This is a genomic window from Nostoc sp. DedQUE04 (genome assembly GCF_034530995.1).
Taxonomy (GTDB): Bacteria; Cyanobacteriota; Cyanobacteriia; order Cyanobacteriales; family Nostocaceae; genus Nostoc.
Map to the genome: position 1 here is coordinate 38317 of NZ_JAVRCA010000056.1, position 18115 is coordinate 56431.

Sequence of the window (18115 nt, forward strand, 5' to 3'; positions counted from 1 at the left end):
CAAAAAGTCAAGAGTATAAAGTCAAAATCTTAACTCTTGACTCTTAACTCTCAACTCTTAACTTTGCCGAATTTTAGATTTTGATTTTGGATTAAAGGAAAAGTCTAAAATCCAAAATTGATTAACTTCTAACTCTTGACTAAGAAGCTGATTCCCTAGCTGTAGGTGAACCTATCTTTTTACTAGGAGATGCAGAAGAATCCTGTCCACTTGTCCGCAGTTTGGGCTTGGGAGAAGAATGTCTTTCTTCACCATTGTTGCTATCTGATTTCCACGCAGCACGGGGGCGATCGCTGGAAGATTCGCGACGTTTACCAAGTCTTGGTTTGGGAGTTGAGCTTTCCTCTTGAGGAATTTCTACGTCTGAACTCAACCAAGCGGGACGAGTTTGATCGTAAGCGATTTGCAGTGCAGCTGCGGCGATCGCTTGAGCATCATATTCTTCAATTAGTTCGCTAACAATTGGCAAGAATGAAGCCAAACGCTCACCCATCAAAGCTTCTCGCACCTGTTCTTGCAATTTCAGAATGTGTCTTGCTTCAATCTGGGCGCGTGTAGGAATGGACAGCAATTGCCAACTTTGGCGATTATGACGTTCAAATGTTTGCTGCTTGCGCCGCTCAAATGGTTGTACTAAAGAAATTGCTGTTCCTTCTTTACCAGCACGACCAGTACGACCAATGCGATGAACGTAGGTTTCTACGCTATCGGGTAAGTCGTAGTTGATCACATGGGAAAGTTGATCGACATCTAATCCTCGCGCTGCAATATCAGTTGCTACTACCCAGCGCACTTGACGGTTACGGAATCGGCTTAATAATCGTTCTCGCGCTTGTTGCGACAAGTCACCGTGGTATTCATCGACACTGTGACCAGCTGCTTGTAACTGACTGGTGAGTTCTGCGGCTGTGCGTCTGGTGCGGACGAAGATTAAAGCTGTTTCTGGATCTTCCATTTCCAGAATCGGCTGTAAAGCTTTGGCTTTTGTCCAATGACGAGGGATCAAGTAAGCTACTTGATTGATTTTGTTGGGAGCGGCTTTTGGCTGTTCAACGGTGACAGTCGCCGGCGATCGCAAGAATTTGTTCACCAACATCCGAATCGATGGTGGCATTGTTGCCGAGAACAAAGCTGTTTGCCGTTCTACGGGCGCTTGCGATAGGATTTTTATCACATCGTCGATAAAGCCCATGCTCAACATTTCATCAGCTTCATCCAACACAAACCACTTCACTTGATCGAGCTTTAGACAGCCGCGATCGAGCAAATCGATCACCCGTCCGGGAGTACCCACGACCATGTGAACGCCACGTTTGAGTTGCAGCATTTGACGGTCAATTGATTGACCACCATAGATTGCTAACACCCGCAATCCTTCATTGCCGATGAACTGCGCGATCGCATCGTGAACTTGCATCGCTAATTCACGAGTTGGTGTTAAAACTATAGCTTGCACGGCTCTTTGATTAATATCTAGCCGTTCTAAAATTGGCAGTGAAAATGCTGCCGTTTTACCTGTTCCAGTTTGAGATTGACCTACCACATCACGACCAGCTAGCAATTGGGGAATTGCTTGCACTTGAATGTTGGTTGGTTCGGTAAAACCAATTTTTTCTAGTTGTTCGACACGTTCTTGGGAAATGCCTAATTCTTGAAATGAAAGAGTCATTAATTCGTCCTAAATTTTATGTAAGGATTTTTGGATTAGTCATTTAGTCAGTAGAGACGCGATTAATCGCGTCTGTACAATGGTCATTAGTCATTAGTCATTAGTCATTAAGTTATTGGCTAGTTAGTTAGCCAAGGGCGATAGCAAAGCCTCAACTTTTGGAGAAGCTATGCCCACGAGTGAGTCCCCGAATTTCAGGTAAACCCTCATTAAAACTGCCATTAATGCAGCGTCGATATTGGGATAAGGGTAAATCTGTAAGGGTCATTTAACAAAAGACAAAGGACAAAAGACAAAAGACAATTTAGTTATTGACTACTTGACCATAGAGGTCGTATGTATCAGCGTGGTGAATCGCTATTGGCACGATGGTTCCTAATTTTGCCTGGCCTTTGACATACACCAGACCATCAACCTCTGGGGAAAATCTACCTGAACGACCTATTAGTTCACCACTTTCAGGATTTTCTTGCTCAATCAGGACATCGACTATTTTGCCTACTTCCTGTTGATTTTTCTTTTGAGAAATCGGTTGCTGGAGTTCCATCAGTTGGTATCGGCGATCGTCCATCACCTCTTGGGACAACTGATTTGGCAACTTATAAGCTGGAGTTCCTTCCTCAGAGGAAAAGGTGAAGACACCAACATGATCGAATTCATGCCGCTGGACGAACTCTAGTAGATGCTCAAAATGCTCTTGTGTTTCTCCTGGGAAACCAACAATAAATGTTGTCCGCAGTACGGCTGTTGGTAGCGCCGTTTTGATGCGATCTATAATCCCATCATTTACGCGCCCTTGCCAAGGGCGGTTCATGGCGCGGAGAATCTCTGGATGAGAATGCTGCAAGGGCAAATCCAGATAAGGCAGGACGTTGGGTGTTTCTTGGATGGCCGCTATCACATCTGGGGTCAGTCCCGTGGGGTAAGCGTAGTGCATTCTGATCCACGGTATATCTACTTTCCCCAAAGCGCGAAGTAATTCGGCTAATTTTGGCTGACCGTAAATATCTAGACCATAATTAGTAGTGATTTGGGAAATTAAAATAATTTCCTTTACCCCTTGACTAACTAATTGCTCCGCTTCGGCGACGATAGATTCAATAGTACGCGATCGCTGGTTTCCTCGAAGATGAGGAATTATACAAAATGCACAACGATAATCACATCCTTCCGCAACTCGGAGGTAAGCTACGCCCTCCGTTGTCGTGCGATAGCGAGGTGTAGTTTCGTCGGCGATGTAGGTTGGCTCAATACTAACCTGTTTGACCCGCTCGCCAAGTTCAACACGCTCAATTACATTTACAATTTTGTGATAATCGCCTGTACCCACAACGGCTACTGCTTCAGGCAACTCCTCCAAAAGTTGTTCTTGGAAGTGTTGCGCCATACAGCCAGTAATTACGATCTTTTTGTTTGCCTCTGCCAGTTCTACCAAAGTTCTGACAGATTCTTGCCGGGCCGCTTCAATAAAACTACAAGTATTAACAATAACGTAATCTGCTAATTCTTCATTTGTATCTACACCGTAGCCTGCTTCTACGAGCATTCCCAACATGTGTTCTGTATCAATTCGATTTTTCTCGCAGCCCAGGTGAGAAATGGCAATTGTTGGCTTGTCACCCATATTTTGAAAATATCTTCATTTTTTTCTTGTAGTCAACATTCTGGCGCTAATTTTGCTTGTTTGGGATCGCTATCCTTCTAATAACAGTACGACAACAGATTCTCACTGTCAGCAACTGTCCATAGACTTATGACCCTATCAAATAATAAAAATAGAGGTCATGTTATGATACTTTTATCAATCTGTTCCCCAGGGTAAATTGAAGTGTCTTTGGGTACATTTGACACTTGTAATCTTTTTTAACAATTTGCCTATTGATATTTTACATTACCACAGCGTGTGCGTTGTTAACCTACCCATCGGGAAGCCGCCCAAAGGGCTTGTTGTGAGAAGTCGCTACCCTCAGAGAAATCGACGAAAGCGACTACGCCTATAAAGCAGTAATGCTACCCTGGCGATTGGCAAGTCCTACGACTGTGCGCGGACAAGACGCCTAAACCACGGAAAGCTGCCTTGCGTCTAGTGAGTGGCAAACTCCTCTTGTAGCCAGGTTTTATCTTAACATATCTTATGGGAGGTTTCACGCCAATTTCCATCTGAGGAAAGAGGCAATAAACCGACTATCATAAAACACATTTGACTAGTTAATGAAAAGTCATGAGTCAAGGGTCAAGAAAAGCCAGTCACGTGTGGGGTTTTCCCCGTTGAAGAGCCACCCTTATATAGAGGTTCCCAACCTTCAGGGGAGTGGTGTTGAACTGGCATTCAATAGTCAAAAAAATCTGGACTCTGGACTGTGCGAGGCGGATTAAAGACGTGGACTTATATCAGATATTTAAAACTCGCTCACCAATTATTGGCGTGGTTCACTTGCTACCACTGCCTACCTCACCCCGTTGGGGAGGTAGCCTAAAAGCGGTCATTGACCGTGCCGAACAAGAAGCCGCAGCCTTAGCAAGTGGAGGGGTTGACGGTCTGATTGTCGAGAATTTTTTCGACGCGCCGTTTACCAAAAACCAAGTCGATCCAGTAGTTGTGAGTGCCATGACCATTGTGGTGCAGCGGATACAGAATTTGGTAACTTTGCCTATAGGCTTAAATGTTTTGCGAAATGACGCCAAAAGTGCAATAGCGATCGCTAGCTGCGTACAGGCGCAATTTATCCGCGTCAACGTCCTCACAGGGGTGATGGCAACCGACCAGGGATTAATTGAGGGAGAAGCCCATCAACTACTCCGCTATCGACGGGAGTTGGGCTGTGATGTTAAAATCCTGGCCGATGTGTTGGTGAAACACGCCCGTCCTTTGAGTTCTCCAAATCTCACAGTCGCCGTGAAAGACACCATTGAAAGGGGTTTAGCAGACGGAGTGATTTTATCTGGTTGGGCTACAGGTAGTCCTCCTAATTTAGAAGATTTGGAACTAGCTTGTGGTGCAGCAAATGGCACGCCAGTGTTCATCGGCAGTGGGGCTAATTGGGAAAATATTGATACATTGATGCAAGCAGCAGATGGTGTAATAGTTTCCAGTTCCCTAAAACGTCATGGACGCATAGAGCAACCAATTGACCCAATTCGCGTCAGTCAATTTGTGGAAGTTGCCCGTCGCAATTGGAACTCCAAAGGTGAAAGCAAATCAGCAGAACAAGTGAAGTTACATTCTTAATTGGGGCATGGGGCATGGGGAATGGGGCATGGGAAGAAATAATTAATACTCAATTGCCCAATGCCCAATGCCCAATGACAGCAGTTGCTCCACTTGAGGAGACCCCAAGTGGAGCAACTGCCTCCCCAATGCCCATTAACCAATAACAATTTATGATTCGCCGCCGTTCTACTCCTTGGATTCATAAATGGTCACGTCCATTGATTGCCGCGATCGCTGGATGTGGTGCGCTGATAACAGGTTATCTCACTATAGAAAAGTTAACCGGAGGCAGTGCCGCTTGTGTGGCACAGGCTGGCGCTAAGGGCTGTAATGATGTGCTTTCCAGTCCTTGGGCAACGGTTTTTGGACAGCCATTAGCTTTGTTTGGGTTTTTGGCATACACCAGTATGGTGATATTGGCTTTGGCTCCCTTGGTATTCAACTCAGGGGAAAACAATAACCGCAAACAATTGGAAAATTGGACGTGGTGGCTGTTGCTGGTAGGTGCGATCGCTATGTCTGTCTTTAGCGGCTACTTAATGTATGTGCTGACATCTCAAATCAAAGCGATTTGTCTTTACTGTATCGGTTCAGCTTTGTTCTCTGTAAGTCTTTTGGTACTAACGATTATCGGTCGGACTTGGGAGGATATTGGACAAATCTTGTTTACTGCCCTGATTGTCGGGATGGTAACGCTGATTGGTACTTTAGGCGTCTATGCTGGCGTGAATCAATCAGGTGTGACACCTGGCACTCCTGGACAACCCACTAAAATTACCTTTACTCCCAAAGAAAACCCCAACCCAGCGTTCGGTTGGGAAGTTACCACTACTTCTGGTGAGGCAGAAATAGCCTTAGCAAGCCATCTGGCAAAGGTAGGTGCAAAGGAATACAGTGCTTATTGGTGTCCTCACTGTCACGAACAAAAGCTACTTTTTGGTAAAGAAGCTGAGGAAATAATCAATAATGGCATTAAGGTAGAGTGCGCCCCCGATGGATTCAAAGCTCAACCAGAAGTATGTAAAGCTGCAAAAATTGAAGGTTTCCCCACTTGGATCGTTAATGGTAAAAGCTATAGCGGAGTCCAAAACTTAGAGGAACTAGCGAAAGTTTCTGGTTACACAGGGCCTCAGAACTTCAAGTATTTTAAGTAAAGTACCTACACTGATATTTAGTAGTTCACACCCCATAGTCAACTGGATGAATACAGTAAAATCTGTTTCCAGTTGGCTTTTTTGTTTTTGGTAACAGATAATAGGTCTCATCCAATGCCCAATTACTAATTTTATTTCGGCTTTGATCTGCAAATACTTAAGCTCAAGGAAATTAGCTAAGTACATTTATTTTAAAAATTGTATATTTTAATTTTTTTTATAACACTTGAGAGCTACCTTGGGATGTAATCATGTCAGGCTCGAACCGAGAGCTGTTTCTGTTGGAAGTTAACGTAATTCTCAGTAAAATACCTAATCGATCGCAAATGTGAGTTTAATTAAGTAGGCTCTACTAGAGAAGGCTTTGAGAGTTAAATTTGCTGAATTCACTTCCAACAATATTGATTAATCTGTGCTGAGAGCCACAATCACAGTTGCCTTTTAGTCAGACAATTAGCCTCAATATATGGTAATACATCACAAATATCACGATGTCTTAAAGAACCTTGCTGAGTTAAAAAAATTTTTAGAAACTCTATTTAGCTCTTACTTGAGCTATGTTAGTCCGATAGTTAATAGCTATAGGAAATAGAGAATATTTCTGCCTACTAGGTAATGGCAATGAATCAGCAGCTAGGCAAGCGTTTTGTAAAGTTAACCTTTGGACTGAAACAATCGCTTAGTCGAGGACACAGAGAATTGATTACTGCGGCCAGCGTTGCAGTCTGCGTCCTGCTTTTGCACTCCTTTGGATTATTGCAATCTTTGGAGTTAGCGGCTTTGGATCAATTTTTTCGCTTACGTCCAAATGAACCACCAGAAGATCGGATTACGATCGTAGTAATTGATGAAACCTATATAAACGAAGTAGGTTCGTGGCCGATTTCAGATGCGAAGATTGTCCAGTTGTTGCAAAAATTAAATGTCCACAAACCCCGTGCGATTGGCTTAGATATCTACAGAAATTTGCCAGTAGAGCCTGGTAATCAAGAATTGCGTAATGTTTATCAGTCAATGCCCAACTTAATTGGTATTGAACTACTGTCAAAAAACAAAAACTTTAGTGTTCCGCCTCCAGTGGGACTGAATCAAAATCAAGTGGGCTTTAATAACGTGCTGTACGATCTTGATGGTAAAGTGCGTCGCAGTTTGTTGTATTGGCACGTTAAAAGTGAAGTACACGAAAGTTTTGCCCTGAAGTTGGCTTTATTGTATTTAAAGTCAAAGGGAATTACTCCCGCTAAAGCAAAAAGTAACCCTGAGTATTTGCAATTGGGTAAGGCAGCATTTACTCGTTTTGAGGCTAATGATGGTGCTTATGTGGGAGCTGATGATAGAGGCTACCAAATTTTGAGCAATTTTCCCAAACCTAAATGTCAAAGTTCGTCTGGAGAATTTTGTAGTTTTCGCCAGGTATCGATAAGAGATGTACTGGCAGATAAAGTCAAAGCAAACTTAATCAAAGATCGGATTATACTTGTTGGTTCAACTGCGCCCAGTCTCCAAGATTCTGTATTTATTCCCTATTCCAGCAGTGTAATGGGTATAGCAAAGCCTGAGCCTCTACCTGGTATTCAATTGCAGGCTTATTTTATTAGTCAGTTAATCTCTGCTGCTGTTGATGGAAGACCATTACTGAAAGTTTGGCCTGACTTGGTGGAATACTTGTGGATTTTTGTTTGGTCTTATCTGGGAGCCGTGACGATATGGCAGATACGACACGCAACTAGGAGTCTCTTCTGTATCCTAATTTGTTGCTTTGTATTGACCCTGAGTGCATACCTTGCTTTCTTCTTATACGGTTGGTGGATACCACTCATTCCCTCATTGGTTTGCTTTGGCACTTCAGCTATTTGGATGACTAGTCATATTGCTCACATGCAGGGAGAGTGGAAACGTTCCAAAGAATTTTTGCATCACGTTATCAACACGATCCCCGATCCAATTTTTGTGAAAAATGAACAACACCAGTGGATTGTTTTAAATGAGGCGTATTGTCGATTTATCGGTTATCCAAATAAGTTATTAATTGAAAAGTCAGACTATGACTTTTTTCCAAAACATGAAGCTGATGTATTTCGACAACAAGACGATCTTGTTTTTCGGACTCAGCAACCCCAAGAACATGAAGAAGAATTTACAAATGCTGATGGCCAGACTCATCTAATTGCCACTAAGCGATCGCTCCACAAAGACTCAGCCGGCAATTTCTTTTTAGTTGGTGTCATCCGAGATATTACTCAGCGCAAGCTGATGGAAGAACAGCTGAAGCGTACTGCTGCTGAACTATCCCGCTCTAACAATGAATTAAAACTCAAAGAAGACCACTTACGTTATTTAGCATATCACGACCCCCTCACTGGTTTATCTAATCGCGAATTTTTTGCCGAACAACTTTACGAGTCCTTACATTGGGCACAACACAATAACTTGTTGTTGGGACTGCTGTTTATCGATCTAGATGGCTTTAAGCAAGTCAATGATACTTTAGGACACGAGACGGGCGATCGCTTGCTAATGACTATTGCTGGAAGACTCAGCAACTCTTTACGCGCTAGTGATACAGTTTCTCGTTTGGGTGGCGATGAATTTACTGTGATTTTACGGGCAATACCTAATGTCCAAATAGCTGCTAAAGTCGCTGAAAAAATTTTAAGCAGTATTACCAAGCCAATTGTTTTGGATGGCTATACAATCCGAGTCTCTGCCAGTATTGGCATTAGTGTTTATCCATACAACAGTCAAGACAGTGAAACTTTGATGAAACAAGCTGATACAGCAATGTACCGTGCCAAGCGCCTTGGTAAAAATCGCTACGAGTTTGCTTAATTATTTAAGAGTCAAGCCTCCAACTTTTTTCACTGTAGTTACAATTTTTACATTCAAATTATGACTTTAGACCAGAGACACGTCTAAGGCACTGTCTCGAAAAAATATAGCGTATATCTTGCGAGGTAAATTTTTCGTAAAATCTAGACCTGGTAAGGCTTTTTGGCTTGAACGATAAACCTCCTAATTTATGTCAGAAAATAATTAGCGATCAAAAATAATTTTCAAAATAAATTTAATGTAATTTAATTTACAAACATTTTTATACTTGTATTTATTCGGTTATTATGCAAGAAAAAATTTTAAAATCCTTTTATTACTATAGATATGTTGTTTTATCTTTACATATCTTTACTCATTAAATCTATAAACTATACAATTGGATAAGTATTATTTCATGTTTTTTTTAATTCATGATTTATGGAACATAGTGTTTATACTTAAAAATATTAAGATATTATTAATAAATAATGAAGTACTCAAAAAGCTTGCAGTAAATCATTGACATATCTAACTTGAGACTGATGTAAAAATCGCCTATTTAAAATACCACTTAAGTATGAAAACTATTTAATATCGGCAAATTAAGGTTAATCGACAAGGGAATACCACAATGATTTGTACAGTACCAGCAATAATTTCATAAAGTTAAAATACTTTTTTGAAAAAGTACAGTAAATATACGGTAGTAACTAAAAAATACGTTTTGAAATAAAAAATTTAGTAAATTTACTGAAATATATGAAGAGTAACTTCCGAATCACAAAGTTTATGATATTCTGCATAGGTGCTTATTTACTGATCCCAAAAATTGCCGATTGCACAGGTATATTCAGTACTGCAAGTGCTAATTCTTTTGGCCCTACTAGCAGTAATACCTTAATCGCCCACAAGGTCAATTCTCAAAATTTACAAGACATATACATTCCACCAAATTATGGTGGTCCCGACAGTCATAATGGTAGCGGCACTCGCTGATGGCAATTTTGAATTTTAGATTCTGGTGAGCAACGCGATGAATTAACTACCGTCTTGGACACCACATCTTTGTACTTAACAGCTGATTCCAAGATGTTGTACTTAGGGTTGCGAAAACCATCAGGCTATTTAAGGTAGTTTATTCAAGACAATAGTGGAGATTTCCACCAATGATTTGTTTGTATAAGTGTGTGAACTTGCCAATTTGAGTCTGGTTGAGGATAATCTAAACGGAAGTGTCCGCCTCGGCTTTCGGTTCTAAAAGCAGCACTTTTGAGAATTAAATCAGCTACATCTATTAAATTGCGGGTTTCTGCCCAAAGTCCCAATTGCCGTTCAACATCTGGTAGGTCAAAACTAGCGGGTTCTGCTGGACGTAAAGCAAGCAAGAATTGAGTTAAAGGCAAGGCGGCAAAATCTTGCTGCCAAGATTCAATAGTCGCGATCGCAGTTTCGAGCCTTGATTGCTCCCGACAAATACCAGCACTTTCCCACACTAGACGCGGTAACTTCTCCCTGAGTGCTTCTAGCTGTGCTTGTTGGATGTGCCACTCACTAGGATCGGCATTAAATTTCCGTAACGGCAGCACTGGTATTTCTGAGGATAGCCCAATATTTTCTAACTTAATATCAGCCATCTGGGCCCCAAACACAATACATTCTAACAGGGAATTACTGGCAAGGCGATTTGCTCCATGTACACCAGTACTAGCGGTTTCACCCACTGCATACAAACCAGAGATATTTGTGCGATTCATCAGATCCGCAACAATTCCACCCATCCAGTAATGGGCAGCTGGCGCTACAGGAATTGGTTCGTGGAAGACATCAACTCCCCAATGCTGACAAACTTTGATGATATTGGGAAAGCGCTGACGAATTTTGTCAGCGGGGATGGGGCGCATATCTAACCACACATGAGCAGTAGCCAAATCAAGGGCAGTACGTTGTAAATGGCTGAAAATTGCTCTACTGACCACATCTCTAGGCGCAAGTTCACCCGCAGGGTGATAGTCAAAAGCAAAACGCCGCCCTTCATTATCGATGAGATGTGCCCCTTCACCGCGTACAGCTTCGCTGATCAAGAAGCGATCGGCACCAGGTTTAGTGAGAGCAGTCGGGTGAAATTGGACAAATTCTAAATCGCGGAGGATAGCCCCAGCACGAGCTGCGATCGCTACCCCATCACCGGTACTCACTGCCGGGTTAGTGGTTTGGGCAAATACCTGACCGCCGCCACCGGTTGCTAGTACCACAGCACCAGCTCTTATCCAGGTGATTTTACCTTGATAAAACAGGCTAATTCCCTGACAGCAACCAGTTTCGGGTTCAATCCACAAACTCAAAGCCAAAGCTTGCTGAATGACTTGAATATTTTGGCGACGTAATACTTGAGCGGTGAGGGTAGTAGTAACTTCCCTGCCTGTAGTGTCAGCAGCGTGGAGAACACGGCGGCGAGAATGGGCGGCTTCCAAAGTTAAAGCTAAGGCTTGACCATGACGGTCAAAAGCTACCCCCAAGTTAACTAGGGATTGAATACAGCTAGGGGCATGTTCGGCGAGAAATTCAACAGCGGTGCGATCGCATAAACCTGCACCTGCCTGGATCGTATCTTCAATGTGCAGCGTGGGAGAATCTTCTGGCGCGATCGCTGCGGCAATGCCACCTTGTGCCCAATCACTAGCGGATAAAGCAACGGTTTCTTTGGTAATCAAACCGACTCGCAAGGATTCTGGCAGACATAGCGCTGTGTATAGTCCAGCGGCACCAGCGCCGACTACTAAGACATCAAATTGGCTGGGAATATCTATCTGAGACAAGGTAATGTGTAGGGGGAAGTGAGGAGTTAGAAGTTAGGAGTTAGGAGTTTTGAATTTTTAACTCATAACTCCTAACTCCTAACTCATATCATCTCCCACTCCCTAGAATCAGGAGTGGGCTGCTATTTGCTACATTAACTGCAATTCAGTTATCTGTAGATACCGTTGTTAAAGCGATCGTCTCCTTCATTGAAGGCAGGCTCTAGGTCTGTCACGGTGAATTTATCGAGGTTGGCTTGCAGGGTTTGTTTTTGGCGATCGCTCAATCCTGGAAGATCCAATACATCCTCTACCTTTTGGTAGGGAGCATTGGTGATGATTTTCTTAGCCAAGGTAGGATAAAGCCCTGGAAACTGTTGAAAAGCTCGGACGTTGGTATTATTCAAATCAATTTTTTTACCAAATTCCGTTCTTAGTTTAGCGTCTGCCCGATTCTGCCGCTCAATTGCCAGAACTGGGACTTGGGGAAAAGCAAAACTGTTGAAACTAGCAGCTTGGGCTATCTGAGTTGTTCCCAACCATCCCCAGCAACTAAGTAACAAGCTAAACACTGTTAATAAACGCGCCAATCCTTTCACGATTTTTCTACCTCTTTCCATCAAACAGCAATAAAAGTTTTAAGCTAACAACAGTTATTAGTCATTAGTCATTAGTCATTGGTCATTGGTCATTGGTCATTGGTCATTGGTCATTTGTAAAGGACAACTGACAAGGGACAAAGGACAACTGACAACTGACAAAGGACGAAGGACAAAGGACAAAGGACAAAAGCTGATAGCTTAGTCAACACAGCAGTCATCAGAAACTAATATACAGCGTATTAATATCCACAATATTTACCGTTACTGGGTTTGACTATACTTTTGCCAAAAATTTTCATCGTGGAAAGAGTGCCTGCATGGCTGCAATAGCGTTACATCGACGATTCCAGCAGCATTCTCTGCTTGACGAAATCTTTTCGGGGTGGCTGATTCTACCTTTCAAGCAGACACAAAACTGCACGATTTCTAAGATCGAAAACCTTGCCAAAAAAGACTTGATGCCGATCGATTTTTATGTAATATTTCTTAACTAATTAATCATCTACAGTATCATTTTTGATGTGCCGTAGATTGGGCTGGGAAAAGTTTCAGTAAGAGAAGCCCACACGCTCATTGCAACATCAACATATAATAAGACTCGTATTTGATTTTTGAAAAAAACTCAGTACACTTTTATTCCTTCTTCCCTGTTCCCTGTTCCCTCCCTACGCAAATAATTTCTCCGAATCAAAATGGATTCCTATATAGTGTCTCCTACCTTCTTCACGCTGCGATCGCAGCTAACAAAAATAGGCTGTCTACCAAAATTGTGCTTAAAACTGCGCCGCCAAAGGCATACCAGTGTCTTTGATTTCGACCTAAAGCTGAAATTCCTACTGTTAATAGCACTACGGCGAGAATTATCGCCCAAGTTTGTCCCCAAGGTGCTTGTACTTGTATGAGAGCATTTTGTAAGATTTGCGGTACTACATCTGCATCTACTCTCATAATTTGCCGCCAATAGGGCATCAAATCTACTATATAAAAATATACATCTGTTAAAACTGTACCGAGTAAAGAACCTAAATAAAACCAGTTACCTACCTTGCCCCAATTCTTTGCCAGACACCAGCAAGCAAACGGTAAACCGATAAATTCCACAGGCAGATGCCATAAAGGTTCCCAACGTAACCAACCCCAGTAAATCGCTCCTGCTAACCAACTCCAGCTAAACCCCAAGAGCAAATCGCCCCAGACGTAAGTTGCAGGACGTGACATTAAGGCAAAACTGAGCCACACCCAAAATCCTGTCAGCGCTAAACTCAGACTTGGTAGCGATCGCACTATTGGCGCTTCTATAAATACTGGCACTGTTACCAAAAACACCGCTGCTGCAAACACTAACCAAGTTTGTCGGGTAGAAGGAGATAAGGGTAAAGAGGAAGAAAGGGAAAGTGTAGATTCCAATTGTCTGATACCGTTTTGCGCAGTATCAGCTAAATCCAACTCAGTATCAATACAAGGAGTAGAAGCGCTGTAGGAAGACAGTGTATTATTAATCAAAGTTTTTAATATTTGTTACTAAACTTTATTTTACTTAAGATATCACATTTTCAAATCCCCCCCTGGGGCATTGTAATTATACTAAAATTTCCACAAGCGCTGGTGCAAACCAAACAAAACATTCTGCGCCAGACGAATCCATTAAAGTTCCACTGATACAGAACTCCTTTGTAGTTCCTTATAAATAAGGGATTACACAGAGGTGAAAAGTCAGCTGCTATGAGTCTGCTAAATATTAAAATTTGATGAATTTTTCAAATTGCGTTGACTTATTGAGGTGGGTGTAAGAACATAGTCAGCGTCTTCGATGATGTTTTCGATCGGTCAAATTGAGTTTTCTACAAGATTGGGTGCAATAGAGAGTATATAAAGCAACATCATCAGCTAAACTCAGCCAAACAATGTTCATCACGATCTCTATCACACGAAAAAGGTATTAATTGTATATGGAGTTTATTCAAGCTTTTATTTTAGGTATTGTTCAAGGTATTACAGAGTTTTTACCAATCAGTAGTACTGCACATCTTATAATTTTTACCAAGGTATTTGGTTGGAAAGAACTAGGTTCTAAAGATTTTGTTGACGCAATTCAATTTGGCAGCGTTATCGCAATTGTGGGGTATTTTTGGTCGCTGATTTCTAGTATTGTCAAAGGTGGAATCGAAGCACTAAAAGCCAAAGACTGGCAACGCGAAGAATGGAAGATTCTTGTCGGTATTGTCGTCGGAACACTGCCGGCTTTAATTTTCGGCTTCCTTTTGAAAGATATTTTACCTGAGAGTCCATTAATTATTGGCATCATGTCAATTATTATGGCACTTTTACTAGCTCTAGCAGAAAAAATTGGCACTCGTAAGCGCGGTTTTGAGTCATTGCAGATTCAGGATGGTATTTTGGTTGGATTGGGACAAACACTTGCCTTGATTCCGGGCGTTTCTCGTTCTGGTTCGACGTTGACAACTGCCTTATTTTTAGGATTAGAACGCGCTACAGCAGCAAAATTCTCATTTTTGTTAGGGTTTCCAACTCTTACCATTGCGACGCTGTACAAAAGCTTGAAAATATTCAAATTGTTTCAAGCTCACCAGTTGCCAGATAACATTGTTGCACTGTTAATTGTAGGAATTATTTCAACCTTGATTTTTTCCTACCTATCAATTGCATTTTTGATCAAATACTTAGCAACCAAAAACACTTTGGTCTTCGTATGGTATAGATTAGCATTCGGTAGTGCAATCTTACTAGCGATCGCAGCAGGTTGGAAAGGATAATAATCATTAGTCATTAGTCATTAGTCATTTGTCATTTGTCCTTTGTCCAAAGCAAATGACTAGAGCGATCGCTCGGTTGTATGTAATACAATCTAACCTCACTTCCATTCCTCTCTCCTTTTAGGAGAGAGGCTTTAAATTTTACTCCCCAACGCGACTAGGGAAGAGGCTGAGGTTAAGTCTGTATTAAACTCAACTAAGAAACGCTATAATGCCCAATGCCCTATGCCCCATTCCCCATGACTACCATTCATCCTGCCCGAATTACCAAGGTTCTTCCAGACTCAATAGCCGCAGAGATTGGTTTTGAAGCTGGGGATGCGATCGTTGCAATCAATGGTACACGTCCCCGCGATTTAATTGATTATCAGTTTTTGTGTGCTGATGAAATTTTAGAATTAGAAGTTTTAGACGCTACTGGTAAAACTCATAGCTTGGAAATCGAAAAAGATTACGACCAAGACTTGGGACTAGAATTTGAAACTGCCCTATTTGATGGCTTAATTCAGTGTAATAACCGCTGTCCTTTTTGCTTTATCGACCAACAACCACCAGGTAAGCGCACCAGCTTGTACTTTAAAGACGACGATTACCGCTTAAGCTTTTTGTACGGCTCTTATCTTACCCTGACCAATTTACCAGAAAGAGAATGGCAGCGGATTGAACAAATGCGCTTATCTCCGTTGTATGTTTCTGTTCATGCCACGGAGCCGGAAGTTAGAATTAGACTCTTGAAAAATCCCCGTGCAGGACAAATCTTGCAACAACTCAAGTGGTTTCAAAAAAGACGGCTACAAGTTCATGCTCAAGTAGTTGTTTGTCCTGGTATAAATGATGGTGAACATCTAGAGCAAACCTTAAAAGACTTAGCATCCTTTCATACTGGTGAAGTGCCTACGGTGGCATCGGTGGCAGTTGTGCCAGTCGGATTGACAAGGTTTCGGCCTCCAGAAGACGAACTTACACCCGTAACCAAAGAAAAAGCGAAAGAAGTGATTTCTCAAGTGCGAATACTCTCGCAACAATTTCGTCAAAAGTTTTCCTCTAACGTCGCTTGGTTAGCTGATGAGTGGTTTTTGATTGCAGGTGAAGAATTACCGAGCGAATCTGAATATGAAGAGTATCCCCAAATTGATAATGGTGTTGGTTCAATTCAGTTGTTTATCAAGCAATTTGCAGCCGCGGCAACAGAATTACTACCGCCAAAAGTTTATCCTCAGAGAAAATTAACTTGGGTAGTAGGCAACGCAGTAGAAAATGCCTTTGAACCTATCTTGAAACGGTTAAATTCTGTTGAAGGATTAAAAGTAAATATGCGTGCTTTATGTAGTGATTATTGGGGACAGAGTATCACTGTCACGGGATTACTAACGGGTCATGATTTGCTATTGAACTTACAAGGACAAGATTTGGGAGACGGAATTTTACTACCAAATGTAATGCTCAAACATGGTGAATTAGTATTTTTAGATGATATGAGTATTGAAGAATTAGCCTGCAAACTGGAGACAAAAATTTTACCAGTAGGAGGAGTTGAAGATTTAATCAATACTTGTATTCTTTAAGCTGTTTTTGTTAGTCCTTTAGTTTTATAGTAGTTTCCAGGTGGATGAAGTACATAGCAAAATTTCACCCCCGATCCCTATTCTTGTCAAGAAAATGCTTTGGGGGTGTGGTTATCTGTTATAAACGTTTTTTGAATCAGTATAATTTTAAGCTTTTCAACTCAAAGCAATTTTTTTGTATCCAAAGATTTTAATGTTAAATACAAAATTAATAAGCTTTAATTAAACATAAATAAATCTAAAAATATTGCTTTACATTTAATAAATTTTGGTGATTGCAATTGCGACTGTTGAAATTATTATCTTATTTTATCTAAAAATTTCTGGAAAAATTCGTGAAAAATTATTGTTAGTTTAACTCTGGCGATCGTCAAGAGTAATAATTAGACTTATTGCACAAATACAAAATCTGTCTTCATCCGCCAACCCGTTCTCACAATTTTGGCAAAAAGGGAGCCGAGCCAATTTCAAAGTCCCTCTCCCAAGCTTGGGAGAGAGATTTAGGGTGAGGGCTTTACAGCACTTCCGTCTGTTATGAGGTACACTAGATTAAAATATAAATACTTTTAAATGAAGTCATACTCTGTCGAGCTTCGAGAAAAAATAGTTGCGGCACATCTTCAGAAAAACATCTCAATCAGGAAAGTAGCTAATATATTTTCCGTCTCAAAGAGTTTAGTCCAAAAGCTTGTAAAACAACAAAAAGTTGAAGGAAATTTACAATCCAAGCCGCGAGGAAAGCCACAATTTAGTCATCTAACAAATGCTGACATAGAGTTGACAGAATTAGTTGCATCACATCCAGATGCAACATTGATAGAATTGTGTGAATTATTTGCAGACAAGACTGGCAATTTCGTAGGTCGAAGTGCAATGTGTCGTGCGTTACAGAAATTAGGATTAAATCGGAAAAAAAAACAAAGCGGAGTACCCAAGCAGGCACGGAGAGAATCCTGAATTTAAGATTAGATTTTTGGGAAAAGGTCAAACATATAGAGCCAGAAAATTTAGTATTTTTGGACGAAACTGGCGTTCTACTTGGTTTAACAAGGACTCATGCCCGTTCACAAATTGGAACAAGAGCTTACTCTCTTAACCCCTTCTATCGGGGATCAAAAGTTACAGTAATTGGAGCAATTAGTATTAAAAAAGTAGTCGCATTAATGACAATGAATAATTCAATGGATGGCGTTGCTTTTGAAGTATTTATTGAGAAGTTTTTAGTGCCAGAGTTATGGTCAGGAGCGGTGGTAGTAATGGATAATTTATCCGCGCATAAACTCGATTCAATTGTGCCAATGATTGAAGCTGTCGGCGCTTCAGTTCTTTGTTTATCCCCATATTCTCCCGATTTTAATCCAATTGAATTATGGTGGTCACAACTCAAATCTTTCTTACGCAGTTTTGCTCCAACTACAACAGAAATGGTTGATAAACTTATATCAGTTGCACTCGACTTAATAAATCCTCAACATTTAAGAAACTGGTTTGCTAATTGCTGCTACTGTACCTCATAACAGCCGGAAATGCTGTA

General features: G+C 41.3%; 14 protein-coding genes. 9 read left to right on the forward strand and 5 right to left on the reverse strand.

What is annotated here, in order from left to right; all coding sequences use genetic code 11:
• Nucleotides 1-139 precede the first annotated feature (139 nt).
• Nucleotides 140-1669 (reverse strand): DEAD/DEAH box helicase, encoded by a 1530-nt coding sequence (locus RM049_RS29295; RefSeq protein ID WP_322669898.1) that lies wholly within the window; start codon nucleotides 1667-1669, stop codon nucleotides 140-142.
• A 304-nt stretch (nucleotides 1670-1973) separates the two neighbouring features.
• The gene (gene rimO / locus RM049_RS29300) at nucleotides 1974-3293 is read right to left on the reverse strand and encodes a 30S ribosomal protein S12 methylthiotransferase RimO (RefSeq protein ID WP_322669899.1); all 1320 of its coding nucleotides are present in this window, start codon (nucleotides 3291-3293) and stop codon (nucleotides 1974-1976) included.
• 756 nt (nucleotides 3294-4049) lie between these two features.
• On the opposite strand from rimO, the gene btpA reads away from it, so the two are divergent.
• The 4 genes from btpA to RM049_RS29320 all read left to right on the forward strand — a co-directional run bounded on the left by btpA (nucleotide 4050) and on the right by RM049_RS29320 (nucleotide 9841).
• Nucleotides 4050-4898: a photosystem I biogenesis protein BtpA gene (gene btpA, locus RM049_RS29305; RefSeq protein WP_322670041.1), complete on the forward strand. Its 849-nt coding sequence runs from the start codon at nucleotides 4050-4052 to the stop codon at nucleotides 4896-4898.
• 152 nt (nucleotides 4899-5050) lie between these two features.
• Complete coding sequence (locus RM049_RS29310) at nucleotides 5051-6034, forward strand: vitamin K epoxide reductase family protein (RefSeq protein WP_322706674.1); 984 nt, start codon at nucleotides 5051-5053, stop codon at nucleotides 6032-6034.
• Nucleotides 6035-6655: 621 nt separating this feature from the next.
• Nucleotides 6656-8863, forward strand: coding sequence for a CHASE2 domain-containing protein (locus tag RM049_RS29315; RefSeq protein WP_322706675.1), 2208 nt, complete (start codon nucleotides 6656-6658; stop codon nucleotides 8861-8863).
• A gap of 771 nt (nucleotides 8864-9634) precedes the next feature.
• Nucleotides 9635-9841 (forward strand): hypothetical protein, encoded by a 207-nt coding sequence (locus RM049_RS29320; RefSeq protein ID WP_322706676.1) that lies wholly within the window; start codon nucleotides 9635-9637, stop codon nucleotides 9839-9841.
• Nucleotides 9842-9984: 143 nt separating this feature from the next.
• Here the strand turns inward: RM049_RS29320 and nadB are convergent, their stop codons facing one another.
• Nucleotides 9985-11661, reverse strand: a complete 1677-nt coding sequence (gene nadB / locus RM049_RS29325) for an L-aspartate oxidase (RefSeq protein WP_322706677.1) — start codon at nucleotides 11659-11661, stop codon at nucleotides 9985-9987.
• Nucleotides 11662-11810: 149 nt separating this feature from the next.
• The gene (gene psbU / locus RM049_RS29330; protein ID WP_322669903.1) at nucleotides 11811-12239 is read right to left on the reverse strand and encodes a photosystem II complex extrinsic protein PsbU; all 429 of its coding nucleotides are present in this window, start codon (nucleotides 12237-12239) and stop codon (nucleotides 11811-11813) included.
• 320 nt (nucleotides 12240-12559) lie between these two features.
• Between psbU and RM049_RS29335 the strand changes: the two genes are divergently transcribed.
• Nucleotides 12560-12736: a hypothetical protein gene (locus tag RM049_RS29335; RefSeq protein ID WP_322706678.1), complete on the forward strand. Its 177-nt coding sequence runs from the start codon at nucleotides 12560-12562 to the stop codon at nucleotides 12734-12736.
• 229 nt (nucleotides 12737-12965) lie between these two features.
• Here RM049_RS29335 and RM049_RS29340 read toward each other — a convergent pair whose 3' ends face one another.
• The gene (locus RM049_RS29340) at nucleotides 12966-13745 is read right to left on the reverse strand and encodes a DUF3120 domain-containing protein (protein WP_322706679.1); all 780 of its coding nucleotides are present in this window, start codon (nucleotides 13743-13745) and stop codon (nucleotides 12966-12968) included.
• Nucleotides 13746-14191: 446 nt separating this feature from the next.
• On the opposite strand from RM049_RS29340, the gene RM049_RS29345 reads away from it, so the two are divergent.
• From RM049_RS29345 to RM049_RS29360, 4 genes are all read left to right on the forward strand, one after another.
• Nucleotides 14192-15016 carry an undecaprenyl-diphosphate phosphatase gene (locus RM049_RS29345; RefSeq protein WP_322706680.1) on the forward strand — a complete coding sequence of 275 codons (825 nt, stop codon included), beginning with the start codon at nucleotides 14192-14194 and terminating at the stop codon, nucleotides 15014-15016.
• A gap of 239 nt (nucleotides 15017-15255) precedes the next feature.
• A complete protein-coding gene (locus RM049_RS29350) occupies nucleotides 15256-16581 on the forward strand; it encodes a TIGR03279 family radical SAM protein (protein ID WP_322706681.1) in 1326 nt (441 codons plus the stop codon).
• Between the two features lie 570 nt (nucleotides 16582-17151).
• Nucleotides 17152-17538 (forward strand): helix-turn-helix domain-containing protein, encoded by a 387-nt coding sequence (locus tag RM049_RS29355; RefSeq protein WP_190933311.1) that lies wholly within the window; start codon nucleotides 17152-17154, stop codon nucleotides 17536-17538.
• Between the two features lie 59 nt (nucleotides 17539-17597).
• Nucleotides 17598-18098: a transposase gene (locus RM049_RS29360; protein WP_322706682.1), complete on the forward strand. Its 501-nt coding sequence runs from the start codon at nucleotides 17598-17600 to the stop codon at nucleotides 18096-18098.
• Nucleotides 18099-18115: the final 17 nt, after the last annotated feature.

What these genes read in the sequence shown, in the direction of transcription:
- RM049_RS29315 (WP_322706675.1), top strand. Translation starts at nt 6,656, where the DNA reads ATGAATCAGCAGCTAGGCAAGCGTTTTGTAAAGTTAACCTTTGGACTG.
- RM049_RS29320 (WP_322706676.1), top strand. Translation starts at nt 9,635, where the DNA reads ATGATATTCTGCATAGGTGCTTATTTACTGATCCCAAAAATTGCCGAT.
- RM049_RS29350 (WP_322706681.1), top strand. Translation starts at nt 15,256, where the DNA reads ATGACTACCATTCATCCTGCCCGAATTACCAAGGTTCTTCCAGACTCA.
- RM049_RS29355 (WP_190933311.1), top strand. Translation starts at nt 17,152, where the DNA reads ATGAAGTCATACTCTGTCGAGCTTCGAGAAAAAATAGTTGCGGCACAT.
- RM049_RS29295 (WP_322669898.1), bottom strand. Translation starts at nt 1,669, where the DNA reads ATGACTCTTTCATTTCAAGAATTAGGCATTTCCCAAGAACGTGTCGAA.
- RM049_RS29335 (WP_322706678.1), top strand. Translation starts at nt 12,560, where the DNA reads ATGGCTGCAATAGCGTTACATCGACGATTCCAGCAGCATTCTCTGCTT.
- RM049_RS29345 (WP_322706680.1), top strand. Translation starts at nt 14,192, where the DNA reads ATGGAGTTTATTCAAGCTTTTATTTTAGGTATTGTTCAAGGTATTACA.
- rimO (WP_322669899.1), bottom strand. Translation starts at nt 3,293, where the DNA reads ATGGGTGACAAGCCAACAATTGCCATTTCTCACCTGGGCTGCGAGAAA.
- RM049_RS29310 (WP_322706674.1), top strand. Translation starts at nt 5,051, where the DNA reads ATGATTCGCCGCCGTTCTACTCCTTGGATTCATAAATGGTCACGTCCA.